The organism is Chryseobacterium sp. IHB B 17019, assembly GCF_001456155.1.
Classification (GTDB): Bacteria; Bacteroidota; Bacteroidia; order Flavobacteriales; family Weeksellaceae; genus Chryseobacterium.
Genome location: NZ_CP013293.1, coordinates 174,779 through 192,600 on the forward strand (window position 1 = coordinate 174,779; position 17,822 = coordinate 192,600).

The following is a 17,822-nucleotide window of genomic DNA, read 5'->3' on the forward strand; positions in this document are numbered from 1 at the left end:
TTTTCAGATTAAAATTTAATTTTTATCTTTGTCTCGCAATATTCACTTAAAGGTGATAATTTTATATTTAACGAAAAAAAATATAAGATTTATTTTGCGGCGGAAGCATTTTGTAGTGTAAAGTTGGAACACAAATTTACTATATAAAAAGCATAATGAATGGAAAATAATTGTTTCAACATAGAAACTAAATTATAAATCACAATGTTAGTTAACAAAATGAATTATATCAATTTCCAATTAAAGCATAGAAGATCTTTAAACAAAACGGTACAATCATGAAAACTCAAGAGTAGTTAAAGGAAATTCTATTCGTTTCATTACATCCTTTGGCGAAAAACAGTTAGTTTTTATAATAACAAGTTGGAAACATAATTCATTTTGTTTTTTTATTTTTTAATTAAGTTTCAATTAAAATTTATACTAAATCACAAAATATTAATGATTGAAAGTAAAGTAAATTATTTAACAAAATAAAGTAATTTCTTCAAAATAACAGTTTTATAAGGGGGACCGCGTAAAGATTTTTTTTCTTTTCGCGGTTTTTTTATGAAATCTTACTCCACTTGTTTTTGCCTTTATAATTTCTCAGATAATAATTTTTCATCACCAGATTGTCAATATGTGTGAGTAAAGGATCTGTTTCAAGGATTTTCTCAACCGTTTTTTTCGTAGCTTTTATAATAGCAGAATCGTTTACAAGATCAAGCCTTTTGAAATCGACAATACCGCTTTGCTGCGTACCAAGAATATCTCCGGGACCACGCAATTGCATATCAACCTCTGAAATTTTGAAGCCGTCATTGGTTTCCGTCATCGTCTTAATTCGCGTTCTGCTGTCGGATGATAATTTGTCGGAAGTCATTAAGATACAGTAACTTTGCTCCGCGCCACGACCTACACGTCCACGAAGCTGGTGGAGCTGCGAAAGGCCAAACCTTTCAGCACTTTCAATCACCATTACAGAAGCGTTCGGAACATTTACGCCCACTTCAATCACTGTTGTTGCCACCATAATTTCCGCTTTTCCCGACGCAAAATATTGCATAGCAGCATCTTTTTCATCGGGCTTCATTTTCCCGTGAAGCATGGTTACGTTGTAATGTGAGAAATTATCCATCACATTTTCAAGGCCTTCCATTAGATTTTTATAATCCAATGTTTCGGATTCTTCAATTAAAGGATAAACAAAATAAGCCTGTCTTCCTTTTTGGATTTCCTCACGGCAAAAATTATAGACATAAGCCCTGTCTTTTTCGCGTCTGTGAGCTGTGATAATAGGTTTTCTTCCCACCGGCATCTCATCAATCACAGAAACATCAAGGTCAGAATAAAAGCTCATAGCCAGCGTTCTCGGAATGGGAGTGGCGGTCATTACCAGAATATGGGGAGGAATTTTATTTTTTGCCCAAAGTTTTGCTCTTTGTACAACGCCAAATCGGTGTTGCTCATCAATAATAGCTAAACCAAGGTTTTTAAATTTTACTTTATCTTCCAAAACGGCATGGGTTCCTACTAAAATAGAAAGTTCACCGTTTTCAAGTTCCTGATGAATAATTTTCCGTTCGGATGCTTTTGTGGAACCTGTCAACAATCTGACATTGACTTCAGTGTCTTTTAATAGATCTTTGATTCCGTTATAATGCTGTTGGGCGAGAATTTCCGTTGGAGCCATCATACAGCTTTGGAAGCCGTTATCTTTTGCAATAAGCATCGTCAATAAGGCAACCATGGTTTTTCCAGAACCCACATCTCCCTGCAGAAGCCTGTTCATCTGGATCGGTTTTTTCATATCCAGACGGATTTCTTTTAAGACTCTTTTTTGAGCCCCCGTTAAATCAAATGGTAAATGGTTTTTATAAAAATCATTAAAATAATCACCTACAATCGGAAAAGGATTTCCTATGGAATGACTTTTTTGATGAAGTTTTTTTAAGCCATATCCTAATTGAAAAAAGAAGGATTCTTCAAATTTTAATCTATAATTTGCCCTCTCAAAATGTCCCATATCTTTTGGAAAATGGATATTAAGATAGGTATGCTGCCTTGATAAAAATTTAAAGGATTTCATCATATATTCCGGAAGATTTTCCTGAATAAGATTGGGAATTTCTTTACAGATATTTCTTAAAACTGTCTGAAAGAATTTTTGATTTAAACCTCTTTTAGTTAATTTTTCTGAGCTTGGATAAATTGGTTTTAAACGATTATCAGCATCTTTTTTCTCCTCAATTTCTATTTCCGGATGTGGCATAGAAAATTGATTGTTAAAAACATTGATCTTACCGAAAATATAGATCTCACGGTTAATCGGGAGCTGTTCCTTCATCCATTTCGAATACTGGAACCAGACCAGATCCATTGAACCTGTATCATCATTAAACTTCGCAGAAAGCCTTTTTATTTTCCCGGTTTGAATTTCCTGTACGCTTGTGATTTTTCCCTTTAACTGAACATCAGTAGTTACCCCCGCCAATTGTGAAACCTTGTGAACCTTACTTTTATCAAGATAACGGATAGGGTAGAAGTTCAAAAGATCTTCTACAGTGGAAACTCCCAGCACATTTCTGATGAGCTTGGCTTTTTCGGGACCGATCCCTTTGACGTATTCTATGGAAGTTTCTAGTGTCATTAAAAGAGCCACGAATTTCGGGAAAAAATCGACATTAAAAAAGACTTTCGATTTGAAAGCCTTCTATATTTTAATTTTTTATTTTAGATTTAAATTTTTTCTGATAATCTTCCCATTGTTCCCTCGAGCGGATTTTTTTGAAAAGATTTTTTGAAATCAACTCTAAATAAGGTTCTAATTCTTTTGCTGATAATTCACCTTGTAAAATAGTGATCGGCCCGCCACTTTCATCCAGAAAAACAGTGCTTGGAACCGCTCCTACATTCATGTATTCTGTAAATTCGTGTAGAGAATTTCTTCCTTTCTTTTGTTCTGTATTGGCATTTGAAAACGTTCTTCCGAAAACATCAATAGAATTTTTTTCTTCCGCATTGAATTTTACTGGATAATAATTTTGATTCAGAATATCAGCAATTACCTGATGCCCGTATGTTTTCTTATCCATGATTTTACAAGGACCACACCAGTCTGCATAGAAATCGATCAGTATCTTTTTGGGAGTTTCTTTTTGAGCTTTTAAGGCTTCTTCGAGCGTCATCCATTTTACCTGCGCAAAGCTAAAGCTTACACAAAATAATAGAATTAGGCTTATAATTTTCTTCATAATTTGTTATTTATGTAAAAATAAGCATAATTCCGCTTACTTTTATTTTACATCTTGCATTAATTTTTTCACGTACGGTGATATCAAAATTAATACCACTCCGGCAATTACAGCGTATAATCCCAATTGTTTATATCCATTAGTATAAGTGATAAAAGCATCATAGTTGGTAGAGCCTTCTTTTGCTGTTGCAAGTCCTGCACCGATAATTCCGGCCACATATTGTCCGTAAGCCGAGGCCAGAAACCACATTCCCATCATCATCCCCTGAAGGTTTTTTGTGGAAAGCTTAGTCATAATCGATAATCCGATGGGTGAAAGGCAAAGTTCTCCCAACGTAATGACCAATAAAGCAAGGGTGAAGAAATTAAGTGAAGTAACTCCTGCAAGGTCTACAAACAGCCTTGTTGCGAATAGGACGTAATATCCAAGTCCAAGAAAGATAAATCCTAACCCGAATTTTATAATGGTATTAGGCTCGATTTTTCTTTTATTTAACCAAATCCAAAGCAATCCGATTAATGGAGCCAGGAAAATAATGAAAAATGCTCCCCCGGAATTATTAACTCCATTCGGATCTAGGCCAAGAAGGTCTTTATTTAAATTTTTCGCTGCAAAAATACTTAACGAACCTCCACTTTGCTCATAAATTCCCCAGAATAAAATTGAGAATAAGATAAAAACCAATGCCGCCCACAGTTTCTTACGTTCGGAAGGTGTTACTTTTGACATTTCATAGAAAAGGTAAAGAAGGGTAAGCGGACCGATTGTATACATAAAATAATCTGTATATGCTGTTTTAGCAACCATGATCATGATGATCGGAACGAAAATTAATGATAAGATATATACTCCATATTCCTTCCATTTTTCGATAGGTGCAGATTTTATTTCATTTAAAGGATGCCCCGGCTGAAGTCCGATTGTTCCTAAACTTTTTTGGGTAAAAACGAAATTAATCAAACTTATGACCATTACAATTGCAGCCAACCCGAATGCAATATTCCATCTTATTGCTTCCGGAATTACATGGCCTAAAAGTTCTCCTTTTCCTATTGCGATACATAAATATCCACCAAGCAAGGCTCCAAGGTTGATCCCTGCATAGAATAGTGAAAATCCGGCATCTGCTCTTGAATCATTTGGTTTGTACAATTGCCCAACCATTGAGGAGATATTGGGTTTGAAAAAACCTGTCCCCACAACCGTAAATGCGATTCCTAAGAAAAAGAATTTATGTGGATCTGTTGCTAAAATTAAACTTCCTACAATCATTAAAAGTCCACCCCAGAAAAGCGACTTTCTGAATCCTAATATCTTATCTGCAAAAAGCCCTCCGATAAAGGTGAAAGCATACACAAAAGCCTGTGTCGCGCCGTATTGAAGATTAGCTTCTTTTTCATGGAAATTAAGTTGGGAAATCATGAAGAAAACCAACATTCCGCGCATTCCGTAGAAACAGAATCGTTCCCACATTTCGGAAAAGAAAAGGCTCCAGATTTGTTTTGGGTATTTTCCTTTAAAATTTTGTATTTCGTCTAAAGTTAAGCTCATAATTGTATATGATTAATTTTAATTTGGGATTATTCTATAATTTGAATTCGTGACGCAGTGCGTCACATTTAGAATCTAATTGTAAGAACACACGAAAATAAAAAAAACCTCCGACTTAACAGAGGTTTTAATTATATTTTATTGATGCGAGCTAGTTTACACCGTGCATCATTTTCTTTAAAATTGGAGAAATTAAAGCTAAAATAACAGCAGCAATACCACAAAGTACAACGAAAACCATGAAGAATTCGAATAAATTATGAATTTCAAATCCTGCAAAAGTAGGGTTAGCCAAAGGTAATTGAGCCTTTTCAAAAGCCACTGCCTGATCAGCCGTTAAAGTTACTTTTTTATCTAAAACATCCTGAAGATTTACTCCGATCTCCTGTGCTTTTTTAAACTTATCACCCGTTGCAGGAATCAATGCTCCTAACGAACCTGCCAAAGCATATCCTGCCGCATTGGAAATAAAGAAAACTCCATATAGTAAAGATGCAAATCTTCTAGGAGCCAGTTTACCAACCAATGATAAACCGATTGGAGATAAGCAAAGCTCACCACAAGTCTGGATGAAATATAGTAGCATTAACCATTTGATAGCCAATAATCCTGAGTTTCCAAGATCTTTTACGTTGTGTGCGATGATGAAATAACTTAAAGCAATTAAAGCCAGACCGATAGCCTGTTTTAGTGGTGAAACCGGTTCTTTTCCTTTTTCTCTTAATTTATCCCAACATAAACTGAAAGGAACAGCCAGCATAACAACGAAAATTCCGTTGAAAATCTGCACCATTGAAGGTGGCATATTCCATCCGAAGATGTTTCTGTCAGTTTGGTTGTCTGCAATAAACGTTAATGAAGATCCTGCCTGCTCGAAAGCTGCCCAGAAGAAGATAATGAAGAATGATACGATATAAATTACCCAGATTCTCTGTCTTTCCACTTTATTTTCGGCAGAAGTCATGATCAGGAATGCCAAAGAAATACCGGCTGCATAAATGAAAGGATAAATAATTCCTTTGATTAGCTGACCCATTTCAACAGAATTAAATCCGAATTGTCCCACCAATAAATATCTGAAAGCGAAGAATAAGGCAACAAAGATAAGCCCCGTAATCCCTAAAGATTGTCCTGAGAATTTTGCTGTCTGAGTTTCACCTTCTTCAAAATCTGCACTGGTATTATGTTTTGGTAAACCACCGATAGGTCTTCCTTCCGGTGTTACTACATATTTGTTTTTAAGAATAAAGAATGTTATGGTCCCAATGATCATCGCGATAGAAGCTGCAAGGAATCCCCATTTGAAAGCGAAAATATCTCTCACTCCTGTTGCAGAATCTTTTACGTCACCAAGGTACGGGCAGATAAATTGCCCTAAAAACGCCCCGATGTTGATCCCCATATAGAAAATCGTAAACGCAGAGTCTAATTTTGATTTTTCCTGCTTTGGATAAAGGCTTCCCACCATCGAGGAAATGTTTGGTTTGAAGAATCCGTTACCGAAAATAATAACGAATAAAGCAAGCCACATGATCATTTTAGCACTATCAAGGCTTCCTGAAAAAGTAGAAGCACTGATGAATAATAAGAACTGGCCGATTGCCATTAAAGATCCACCGATTAAAATGGCATTTCTGTTTCCGATGTATTTATCGGCAATAAAACCTCCTAAAAGTGGAGTTAAATAACATAAAGCTAAGAATCCACCATAGATGATCGCTGCATCAGCTTCTTTTATTAGTAAGGAATTTACCATAAAGAGCGTCAAAAGTGCTCTCATCCCATAAAAGTTGAAACGCTCCCACATTTCTGTTCCGAAAAGTACCCATAATCCTTTTGGATGTCTGGAATTGCCTTTCTCTACAAATTCATCCTGTTTTGGATTTAATGCTTCAGTATTATCCATTTTTATTGTTAATTTTTGTTAAGACTGACAAATATAGTTTTTTTTGTGTTTTCAGCAAGGTTTAATTTTATATTTAAACAAAAAAGCTGCAGAATAACTCCACAGCTTGATATTATGTATTGTAAATAAAAGATTAATGTCCTTTTTCTTTCATGATTTTGTTTAATCTTTTTAACATAGAAAGGCCTAAAAGTGTAGCAAATATCAATAAAGCGAAGTTTACCAGGAAATAATTCATTTTATTGTCATAGCTGTACCAGGTACTTGCCAGAATTCCCGAAAGCTTGTTTCCAACTGAGTTGGCAAGGAAAAATCCACCCATCATTAATGCTGTAATCCTCGCCGGGGAAAGCTTTGAAACGAAGGAAAGTCCCATTGGAGAAAGGCATAATTCCCCAATTGTGATTACCCCGTAACCCGCGACCAGCCACCAAGGTGAAACCTTCACCGCACCGTTGTCTCCGGCCATGACCGCCAAAACCATAACCAAACAGGATAAGGCTGAAATAAACAATCCCAACACGATTTTCGTAGGCGTTAAAGGTTCTTTTCCTCTTCTTCTCAAAAAGGCCCAGAATGCTACAATGACCGGCGTTAAAGCAATTACCCAAAACGGATTTATCGATTGAAATAACTCGGTGTTGTAAAGATATACTTTGGTTTCAGGATTTTTTTCTAATGCTGCACGCTGTTCGGATGAAATGTTTTTAAAATAAACATCTTTTCCTTGTACTTTGATTGTGTTTCCGTCTTTATCCTTTTGAGATTGATATTGATCATCGTAAACCGGAACTTCTTTGTCCTCATAGCTCTTTCCGTCAACCATATAAATTCCTTCCAAAGGCTTTTCCATAGCTGCCGGAACACTTCTGTCGGTATAATAATTGGCCCATCTTGTCAGAGCTGTTCCGTTTTGCTTGAAAACTGCCCAGAAAAACATACTGATCAAAAACACTGATAATAAGGCTCCGATTGAAGATTTTTCTTCCGGTTTTGCTTTAAAATAAAGCGAAGCATAAAAGTAAATAACAGGAATACAGGCAAAAATAAATGCATCCGTACTGTCACTTCCAAAAATATTACCAGGAATAAACCATCCGATAACTCCGGCTATAATAGCAGGAACGAAAACTTTTAATAAAATTTCAGAAAGCTTTGTATCGCCTTCCTGTACAGGCTTCATCTGAGCTGCGTGAATGTAATGTTTTCTACCGATGGAAAAAATAACAAGACCGATCAGCATCCCGACTCCGGCAGTGATGAAGGCCTCACCCCAACCGAATTTATTTCGCATAAAAGCAGCAATAATATTACAAATAAACGCTCCAATGTTGATTCCCATGTAAAAAATATTGTACCCGGAATCTTTATTGGCTTTATAAGGTTCTTCAGAGTATAAATTTCCTAATAATGTAGAAATCGTTGGTTTAAAGAAACCATTTCCGATGATGATTAATGCTAAAGATCCATAAAACAAGGGTAATTCCTTGAAAACACCCATTCCGATGTATCCTGCCGCCATTAAAATCCCACCGAGATAAATGGATTTAATATATCCTAACACTCTGTCTGCCAGGAAACCTCCGATAAATGGCGTTAAATAAGTCAACGCAATATAAGTCCCGAAGATATCGTCGGCAGTTTTGTCGGGAAGTCCAAGACCTCCTTTCATACCGGTCGGTTCGATTACATATAAAACAAAAATTCCAAGTATCAGATAGTACCCGAAACGCTCCCACATTTCAGTAAAGAAGAGGAAAGGCAACCCTTTAGGATGTTTAGTCTTCATATTTTCAAGTTTCAAATTTCCCAAAAATAGCTTTTTAATTTTAATTGATAAAATAAATAAGTTTTAACCAAAATGATTAATTCTATAAATATAAAAATCCCTCTCAAAAATTACTGAAAGGGACTATTATGTTTTAAATTCAATTTGTCACTCTGACGAGGAAGGATCTCAACAATAATAAGCTTAAATTTCTGTGGAATGACAAACAGAATATTTATTTTTACAAGTTCTCCAAAATGAAATCAGTCATTTTCTGATACAATTGCGGTCTTGTCTGTCCACCATAGATTCCGTGGTTTTTGTCAGGGTAAGCCATAAATTCAAACTGCTTTTTATTTTGAATTAAAGCTTCCGAGAATTCCATAGAATTTTGGAAATGTACGTTGTCATCGGCAGTTCCGTGGATCATCAGGAATTTTCCTTTTAACAAATTGGCATATTCAGTTGGCGAGTTTTTATCGTATCCATCAGGGTTTTCCTGTGGTGTTCTCATGAATCTTTCCGTGTAAACCGTATCATAATATCTCCAATTGGTAACCGGTGCAACTGCAATTCCTGCCTTGAAAACATCAGCGCCTTTGGTCATGGCCAGACTCGTCATATAGCCTCCGTAACTCCATCCGAACATCCCGATTCTGGTTTTATCGATATACGATTGATTTCCAAGCCATTTTGCGGCTGCAATCTGATCTTCAATCTCGTATTTACCTAAATTCATGTAGGTTACCTTCTTGAATTTTGCACCTTTGTAACCCGTTCCACGACCGTCAACACAAGCTACGATGTAACCTTTCTGAACCAAATGATTGAACCAGATTGCATTTCCATTGTCCCACGAATTGGCAACCTGCTGAGATCCCGGACCTGAATATTGATACATAAACAGAGGGTATTTCTTATTTTTATCAAAATTTTTAGGCTTCATAATCCATGCGTTCATCTGATCTCCGGCTTCATTTGGAATAGTGATGAATTCTTTTTCAACAAAATTATCAGCTTTTAATTTTTGAAGCTGGTCGTTGTTATTTTGAAGTTCTTTTACCACTTTTCCGTTTCCGTCTTTTAAAACATAAGTGAAAGGTTTTGCTGCGGTGGAAGATGTTTCGATGAAATAATTATAGTTTTTGCTGAAGTTGGCAGAATTATTTCCTTCGGTATTTGAAATCAACTGAGATTTTCCGTTTTCGATATTGATTTTAGAAACTACTTTATTGATGCTTCCTTTTTCTGTTGTCTGAACGTAGATTTCTTTTGATTTTGGGTTAAAGCCATAATAATCAGTCACTTCCCAATTCCCTTTTGTGACTTGTTTTTTTAGTTTACCGTCCTTGTCATACCAATACAGATGGCGGAAACCATCTCTTTCGGAGCCCCAAAGGAAAGAATCATCTTCTAAAAACTCTAACGTCGGACTGTCGGTATCGATCCATTTTTCATCGGTTTCCGTGAATAATTTCTGAACTGATCCCGTTTTTGTATTTACCTTTAAAACATCAGAAGCATTTTGAATTCTTTCGGAAGTAATTAAAACAATTTCGTCAGGTTTTGCCGTCTGAATAACGTTTGGAATATAATAATTCTTAAAATTTCCTAAATTTATTTCCGTTTTTTTACCACCATTTAATTGATAAATGTGAGCGGAAACAACAGAGTTTTTTTCTCCGGCTTTCGGGTATTTGTAACGCATTTCCTTCGGATACAGAGATTTTCCGTAGATAGGAATGTAGATTTCCGGAACTTCGGTTTCGTCTAATTTTACAAAAACAATGGCATCAGAATTTTTTGTCCATTCATACAATCTTGCGTGCCCGAATTCTTCTTCATACACCCAATCTGCAAGGCCGTTTAATATTTTATTTTTAATGCCATCTTCAGTTATTTTTGTAATTTTTCCTGAATTTAAATCCTGATAGAATAAATTATTCTCAGAAATAAAAGCCACTTTCGTCGCATCAGGAGAGAATCTTGGTTCCTGAACAGGCTTCCCGTCATTTAAGCTGATGGTTTTTCCTGATTTCAGATCCTTAACATCAAATTTTCCTAAAAAAGAATGTCTGTAAATAGGCTGACTTTCCTTTAATAAAAGGATTTTAGATTCATCATCAGAGAATTCATAGCTATCGAACTGCCCATCCACAATATTTCCTTCTTTCTGAGAAGTTTTGTAAGAATATTTTGCAATTCCGGTAGGCTCAATGACTAAATAATTTTCACCGTTTTTCATGGAAGCGATTCCGGCAATGCCTTTTCCGCGGTAATATCCTGAATATATTTTATCTAAAGTGATCTCCTGTGCCGATAAACTCTGAAGTGCAACGGCAACTGTAAGCGTTAGTAAGAATTTTTTCATTTCAAATTTTAAAGATTTCAAATATAATAATTTATAAATGCATAAAAAAGCTTTTGAAAGTAGACTTTTGGCAAAAAAATTGAATACTCTTAGTATATAAATCAAATCAAGCAATAATTATGGAAACGAATGCTTTTAACCAAAAACTGAACCGATACGTTTTGGGTGATCAAATTATATATACAGGTTTTTCAAGTTTTAAAGATGCGGAAGAATGCGCAAATAAAAAAGGTGGAGATCTGGTGGAAGTAAGTTTCAAAGACGGTAACGACAATCCGGATATTACGGATGAGGCCGGACTGATCGAAAAACAACTGCATTTTTTTGTAGATGCAGGGAACGAATACAAATTTATTCATTCTTCTGATCCCGGATTTAGAAAGTATGCAGATGAATTGCAGAAAATTAAAGCAAAACTGATGCAGTCACCACCAGATGAAAGATATTTAACCAATTTCGAAATAGAAAATACTGAAGATCCGATCATTGTTATTAAAAATGATCATTTTGAATCGGTAACTTCAAGAGAGCGTTCAAAATATTTGAAACACGCTAAAGTGTATGAAATAGGAGTATCCTTATCTAAATCTTAAATTTTTTATCATGAGTAAGACAAAATATTCAGAAAAAGCTCAGGACAAAGTAGGAAAAGTAATGCACGAATTCAAGGAAGGAAAGCTGAAATCTTCCTCCGGAGAAAAAGTGAAAAGCAGAAAACAGGCTGTAGCCATAGGTATTTCTGAAGCAAGAGAAGAAGGCTTAAAAGTGCCCAAGGAGAAAAAGAAAAAAGATTAGTTTAAGTTTAAAATTAATATTAAAAATAAGTTTGTCATTCTGTAGGAATCTAGGTTTTAATCGCCGATATTTTACAGAATGACAAACTTTTATATTTTAGACCTCAGTCTTAATCTCAACCTTTGTAATCATACAAAATTCTATAATACTCATCCGCCATTCTGTCGCTGTTGAACTGCGATTTCACGTCATTCATAGAATTATACTGGATTTTTCTCCACTTATCCGGTTGGTCGTAATAAGTAGGAAGGATCTCATTTTCAAGGATTTCGTATAATTTATTTAAATCGTAATTATCCTGTTCATAAATACTCATATTAGAATAATCACCTTTTGGAACCACAAAGGAATTTTCTCCATGTTTTGCAAATTCCGGGATCCAGCCGTCGTCTGTGGAGAGATTTATAGAACCGTTCATGGCTGCGGTCATTCCTGAAGTTCCTGACGCTTCTCTCGGAACCCTCGGATTATTCAGCCATAAATCTGAACCTTGTTTTAAAGATTTGCTTAAAGAAAGCTCATAGCCTGTAAGAACTGCCATATTTTTATGGTTTTTACTTTCCTCAACCAATAAATTGAATGTAGAAATCGCCGAATAGTCCATTGGATAAGGCTTTCCGGCCCAGATAATTTGTACCGGATATTTCGGGTTATTCAATAACTTATAAAATCTGTCTTTATCATGTAAAAGCAAGTCAGCACGCTTATAACCGGCAAATCTCCTTGCCCAGACTATGGTGAAAATGTTTGGATTAAATAAGTTTCCCGTCTGATCGGCTACAATTTTGAAAAGTCTTTTCTTTAAGTGCTTTTTACGGTAATCAAATACAGTTTCGTCATTTTCATCTTTAGAATTATATAATGGTTTATCAGACCAATATTTGAATTCCTGAGCATTGGTAATAGACATAATCTCGCAAATTCCCGGATATTTACTCCATATCGTCCTGGAAACCACGCCGTGAAGCTGTGAAACCCCATTGGCAACCCTTGCCATTTTCAAAGCACAAAGTGAGTGGTTGAAACGGTCGTCATCAGAGCCTTCAATGCTTTTCACATCTTCGATGCTGAATCCTGAAAAATACGACATATCATAGCACAAGTGCATATTATGCTTCTCATTTCCGGCTTCTTCGGGAGTGTGGGTTGTGAAAACCAATTTTTCTTTTACCCTGTTCAGGTCTCCATTATATTTTTTCAGCAAATAAAAAGCAGCAGGAAGTCCATGAGCCTCATTCAGATGATAGACATCTCTCACGACGTTCATTTCATCCAGTAATTTTGCTCCGCCTTTTCCCAGCAGAATGTATTGGGCTAGTTTTGTTGCTTCGTTGGCATCGTATAATTTATGACAAATTGTTTTTGAAACATGGTCATTTTCAGGAACATCTGTTGAAAGCAAAAACATTGGTGCTGTATTGAAAATCTCGGGATCGAGATACCATACCTTCACCCAAACCGGTGCGCTATGGATTTCGATTTGGAATTTTATGCCCGTATCTTCAAGGAAACTGTACATCTTTCTCGTCCAGACCGGTTGTAAAGTCTGATCGTGATTTCTTGCCTGATCATAATAACCAAATTTCCAGAGAATGCCGATTCCTATAAGGTCTTGCTTAAGGTTGTAAGCACTTCTCATGTGAGATCCCGCCAAAAATCCAAGACCTCCGGAATATATTTTTAGTACCTGCTCAATGGCAAATTCCATTGAAAAATAGGCTACTTTTTTAGAATATTGAGGATTGACGCTGTAGGGTATTTTAAAATTTTTAAAATCCATAAACACGGGTTTTTAATAAGAGCCAAAGGTATTGATTATGAAAATAAACTTTATATTAATTATAAGATAAATTAATTTTAAAATATACACTGAATAGTTTTTTTACTTACCTTTAATGTGTAAATTTTTGATAATCAAAACTTTCATGATGTGAAACAATAGATTTGTGTTCCGTATTAATTATAAAAATTAACACATGAAAAAGACATTTTCTGAAGAAGATCTGATTAAGAATCTCAGTCTGTATTATCTGAATCGACATTTGAAAAAAAAGCCGATAGAGAAGTATCATCGTAAAATAGATGAATCTCTGCTTCATGACCGTGAGAAATACAGAAAGAAGTCTGAAATTTTGCTGTTGAACTCTTTCATGCACCATTTTCCTGAAGTACAGTTTGAAAATCTTACCTGCGAAAGTCCGGACTTTATCGCAAAATTTAACGACAAAAAAATTGGTATTGAATTGACAGAAGTAATCAACCATCTTGAAATGAAAAAGGTTGAAAGTAATTTAAACAAAATCTTCCGTCAGGCAGAAATATTATTGGAACAAGAAGACACTACGAGATATCGTGGTGTTTATTTTTTAGAATTCTACCCAAATATTAAACTTGATACTGTTGAAAGCCACGAAGAAATTATTTTAAATATTTATAAAAGCATCAAAAGAGGAAAACCCTGCGGATGTGTAAAACGTTTGCGAAAATCTTTTCACCGGAGAAATGTTTTCATTACCCATGAATATAATATGAACCTTTTTGATGAGCTTTGTTCTGAGAAAATTTTAGAGCTGATTGAAAAGAAAAACGAAAAATTTCCCTATTACGACAATACGGTGGATGAGTGTTGGCTTGTCATTGTTTCGGATATGAATTCCCTGGCTTCACGATATACTTTTATTCAGGATAAGGAACATTTGAATGAGGTAAAAAGCCCTTTTCATAAAATTTTTCACCTGGAAAATCTTTGCGGGAATATTACTAGTATTAAGTAATTTCTTGATAAAAATTCATTGTTTTTCCTTTTTCATTGAATTATTTTTTTAAAATTTGCAATTATTAACGTAAAATGTTTATATTTGATACACACGACTTTATATCATTTTAACTAATAATCAAATTGAAAAATATATGAAAAAAATTCTACTACTTTTCTACTTTTTTCTATCCCAATTATTTTTTTCGCAAGCAGACTGTTCTTCCGCACTTCAGGTATGCGGAAACTCGGATATTACCTATTCTCCTACGGGAATTGGTGCTGTGAATGAAAGTTTGGGAGGATGTATGATTACGGGAGAGCATAATTCTATATGGTACAGAATTACGATTGCCACCGGCGGAACGCTTACTTTTAATCTTGTTCCCACTGATCCGGATGCGGATTACGACTGGGCTATTTATGGCCCGAATGTTAGTTGCGGAAGCCTAGGAGCGCCCATCCGCTGTAACGCGGCAACCGTTATCGGAGTAGGGGCAGACACAGGATTGAATATGACAAGCACCATTACAAGTGCTCCCGGAGGTTCATTGACCCCTTATTGCAAGTACCTGGATGTTTTACCGGGCCAGACCTATTATTTATACATTGATAACTGGGTAGGAGCGGGCAGCACCACGATGGCCCCGTTTTCTTTAACCTGGGGTGGAACTGCAACACTTGCGTCACCTTTTACTGATCCTACCATACAGCCGCACCCTTTTAATCCACCGGGAATTCCGGCCGCGAATCCTTCGGATCCAAGAGAAGTAATTGTATGTGAAAATCCTGCTATTGTTGATTTCAATACTTTATCGGCGGGAATTCTTAACGGAAATCCGAATTTTTTCGTAACCTATCATACTTCTCCAAATGATGCACTGTCAGGTGCCAATCCTATTTTGACACCACAAACTGTCAGTACAACAATGGTTTATTATTATAGCATCCATTATCAGGATCCTACAAATCCAAATAATCCTATTAATTCATGCAGACAGGTTGGACCTTTTAAATTTAAGCTCGGAAATATTGCTGGAACTAATGTCAATCTCTTTAGTTGTAATAATAACAATGCCGGAATGGCAACATTTGACCTGACTTCTGCCGCTGTCTTTTCTGATCCTACGGCCACTAAGCAATATTATAACACAATTTCTGATCTTAATGCAGGAATTAATGAAATTACAAATCCTACCAATTTTGTTTCTGCCGAAGGAACGGTTTATGTGAAAATTACTTCCCAGTACGGATGTACGGCTATAGCCATAATTACCCTGAAATTTTATCCGGTAGTTGTCGTAACTGAAGCTGCTTTAAGGACTTGCTTTATAGAATCTACACCTTCAACAGGGTTATTTAATCTTACTCTTGCTGCGGTAACGTCACAAACAGGTACAAAACAATATTATCCATCTTTATCGGATGCGGAGAACGGAACTAATGAAATTCTCACTCCTACTGCTTATATCGCTCCGAATGGTGTTATTTTTATTAAAGTTACCAACGGAAACGGCTGTTTTGGTATCGCAAAAGTAACTTTGATCGTACTTCCGCCAACCTATTCCAATATTCTGGAAGATAAAATTATCTGTATGGAAGATACTACGACTCTTGACGCAGGCCCGGGATTCACGAGCTATGAATGGAGCACAGGCGCAACTACTCAGACCATTAATAATGTAGGAGTTGGGACCTATTGGGTTAAGCTGAAAACAGGGGAATGTATAACCAAACAAACCGTAAAAGTCTATGCTTCCGAACAGCCGGTAATTTCCAATATTGATATTGCCAGCAATACCGTTACCGTCAATGTTACGGGAGGAACACCGCCTTACAAATATTCCATGGACGATGTCAACTGGCAGGATTCTAATGTATTTAGCAATGTTCCGCGAGGTGACGGTCATATTTTTGTAAAAGATGCTTATGATTGTGAGCCTATTGACGTGACAATTATAGTTCCCAATTTAGTCAATGTCATTACGCCGAACGGAGATGGTGTCAACGATGTTATTGATTATTCAGCTTTGGGAAGCAAACAGAATCTGATCTTCAATATTTTTGACAGATACGGGACTAAAATTTTCCAGGCAGATAAGTCAAATGGCTATAAATGGGATGGAACTACCTTAGGAAAAAACGTTCCTACAGGCACATACTGGTATTCTGTAACATGGAATGAAAATGATAAAAAGAATACCTTATTCAAATATTCCGGTTGGGTAATGGTGAAAAACAGAGAATAAAATTTTATAATTTAAACATAAAACCGCCGCAATTGTGGCGGTTTTTTATGAATCAAAGCCACGAACCAATATTCTCAATCATGTAAACCTCCATCATCCAGCTTCCATCATCCTTTCTTTCTTCCTTTCTTCAAGAGCTATTTCCCGCTCTCCGCACTCGCTATTTTTTTTGTTTCGGCGCGGCGGCAAAGCCGCCGCGCCGAAACAAAAAAAATGAGCTCAAACAAATGCTGCGATCGGGGCTAGGGTGGCAGGAACGATGATTTCGAGAATCTCAATCACCAACGACTTGTAGTCTTTTTTCATCCAATTGACAACTCAACACTCTGTTTGTCATCCTGAAAGGATCTCAGCAAAATATTAATTTAAAAAGCTCAAACCCACAGTCCTACGAAACTTTGTGTAAAGCCTTTGCTGAATAGAACGCCTTTGCGAACAAAAAATATTCACAATTATTAAAAAAAGTCTTTGCGATCTTCGCGTTAAAAATAGATTCCACACCATTAAATTAAACAATAAAAGCTCAAACAAGTTTTCCCCTGAAATTTTTTTAACTTAGATAATAAAATTTAGGCATGAAAGAATTATTCATAAAACGCTTTGAATACTACAAATCACTTGGTGACAAATCATTCGAACAGCTTTCCGATGAACAGATTTTCTGGCAGTACAATGAAGAAAGTAATTCAATTGCAGTTATTGTAAAACACATTGCAGGAAATATGCTGTCAAGATGGATGAATTTTCTGACGGAAGACGGCGAAAAATCCTGGCGAAACCGTGACGACGAATTTGTCAATACTTTTAAAACCAAACAGGAAGTCCTGGATTATTGGGAAAAAGGCTGGAAATGTCTTTTTGAAGCATTACATCAAATCAATGATGAAAATTTGTACGCTACCATTTACATAAGAGGAGAAGCACATTCCGTTATTGATGCGGTTTTCCGTCAGTTAGCGCATTATCCTTACCATATCGGGCAAATTGTTTACATCGCAAAAATGATGAAAAACGATGATTGGAAAACACTATCCATTGCCAGAAACAAATCGCAGGAATTTAATAATGATATGAAAAATCAGTTTTCCGGAAATGATTCAAATTCAAATTCATCGCCCGTTTGTTATCAAAACAGCTCCGAAATCCGGGATGAATTTAAGCAATAGACTGAATCAATTTCGAAATCAG

Annotated in this window: 12 protein-coding genes; 5 read left to right on the forward strand and 7 right to left on the reverse strand. The window is 35.9% G+C overall.

Going from position 1 to position 17,822, the window contains the following annotated elements:
* Positions 1-547: 547 nt before the first annotated feature.
* The 6 genes from recG to ATE47_RS00870 form a co-directional block, all read right to left on the reverse strand.
* On the reverse strand, positions 548-2,632 hold the full coding sequence (gene recG / locus ATE47_RS00845; protein ID WP_062160178.1) for an ATP-dependent DNA helicase RecG: 2,085 nt from the start codon (positions 2,630-2,632) through the stop codon (positions 548-550).
* A gap of 70 nt (positions 2,633-2,702) precedes the next feature.
* A complete protein-coding gene (locus ATE47_RS00850) occupies positions 2,703-3,236 on the reverse strand; it encodes a thioredoxin family protein (protein ID WP_062160179.1) in 534 nt (177 codons plus the stop codon).
* Between the two features lie 42 nt (positions 3,237-3,278).
* Complete coding sequence (locus ATE47_RS00855; protein ID WP_062160180.1) at positions 3,279-4,790, reverse strand: peptide MFS transporter; 1,512 nt, start codon at positions 4,788-4,790, stop codon at positions 3,279-3,281.
* Positions 4,791-4,941: 151 nt separating this feature from the next.
* Positions 4,942-6,696, reverse strand: coding sequence for a peptide MFS transporter (locus tag ATE47_RS00860; RefSeq protein WP_062160181.1), 1,755 nt, complete (start codon positions 6,694-6,696; stop codon positions 4,942-4,944).
* Between the two features lie 133 nt (positions 6,697-6,829).
* Positions 6,830-8,485: a peptide MFS transporter gene (locus ATE47_RS00865; protein ID WP_062163398.1), complete on the reverse strand. Its 1,656-nt coding sequence runs from the start codon at positions 8,483-8,485 to the stop codon at positions 6,830-6,832.
* 220 nt (positions 8,486-8,705) lie between these two features.
* On the reverse strand, positions 8,706-10,835 hold the full coding sequence (locus tag ATE47_RS00870) for a S9 family peptidase (protein WP_062160182.1): 2,130 nt from the start codon (positions 10,833-10,835) through the stop codon (positions 8,706-8,708).
* 119 nt (positions 10,836-10,954) lie between these two features.
* On the opposite strand from ATE47_RS00870, the gene ATE47_RS00875 reads away from it, so the two are divergent.
* Entirely contained in the window at positions 10,955-11,428 is a 474-nt protein-coding gene (locus ATE47_RS00875) for a hypothetical protein (RefSeq protein ID WP_062160183.1), read from the forward strand.
* 10 nt (positions 11,429-11,438) lie between these two features.
* Positions 11,439-11,630: a DUF6496 domain-containing protein gene (locus tag ATE47_RS00880; RefSeq protein WP_062160184.1), complete on the forward strand. Its 192-nt coding sequence runs from the start codon at positions 11,439-11,441 to the stop codon at positions 11,628-11,630.
* A 115-nt stretch (positions 11,631-11,745) separates the two neighbouring features.
* On the opposite strand, the gene glgP is transcribed toward ATE47_RS00880, so the two are convergent.
* Positions 11,746-13,410, reverse strand: a complete 1,665-nt coding sequence (glgP, locus tag ATE47_RS00885; RefSeq protein ID WP_062160185.1) for an alpha-glucan family phosphorylase — start codon at positions 13,408-13,410, stop codon at positions 11,746-11,748.
* Positions 13,411-13,606: 196 nt separating this feature from the next.
* Between glgP and ATE47_RS00890 the strand changes: the two genes are divergently transcribed.
* The 3 genes from ATE47_RS00890 to ATE47_RS00900 all read left to right on the forward strand — a co-directional run bounded on the left by ATE47_RS00890 (position 13,607) and on the right by ATE47_RS00900 (position 17,800).
* Positions 13,607-14,404, forward strand: coding sequence for a hypothetical protein (locus ATE47_RS00890; RefSeq protein ID WP_062160186.1), 798 nt, complete (start codon positions 13,607-13,609; stop codon positions 14,402-14,404).
* Positions 14,405-14,540: 136 nt separating this feature from the next.
* Positions 14,541-16,634, forward strand: coding sequence for a T9SS type B sorting domain-containing protein (locus ATE47_RS00895; RefSeq protein ID WP_062160187.1), 2,094 nt, complete (start codon positions 14,541-14,543; stop codon positions 16,632-16,634).
* Between the two features lie 575 nt (positions 16,635-17,209).
* Positions 17,210-17,800 carry a DUF1572 family protein gene (locus tag ATE47_RS00900; RefSeq protein WP_062160188.1) on the forward strand — a complete coding sequence of 197 codons (591 nt, stop codon included), beginning with the start codon at positions 17,210-17,212 and terminating at the stop codon, positions 17,798-17,800.
* The last annotated feature ends 22 nt before the right edge of the window (positions 17,801-17,822 follow it).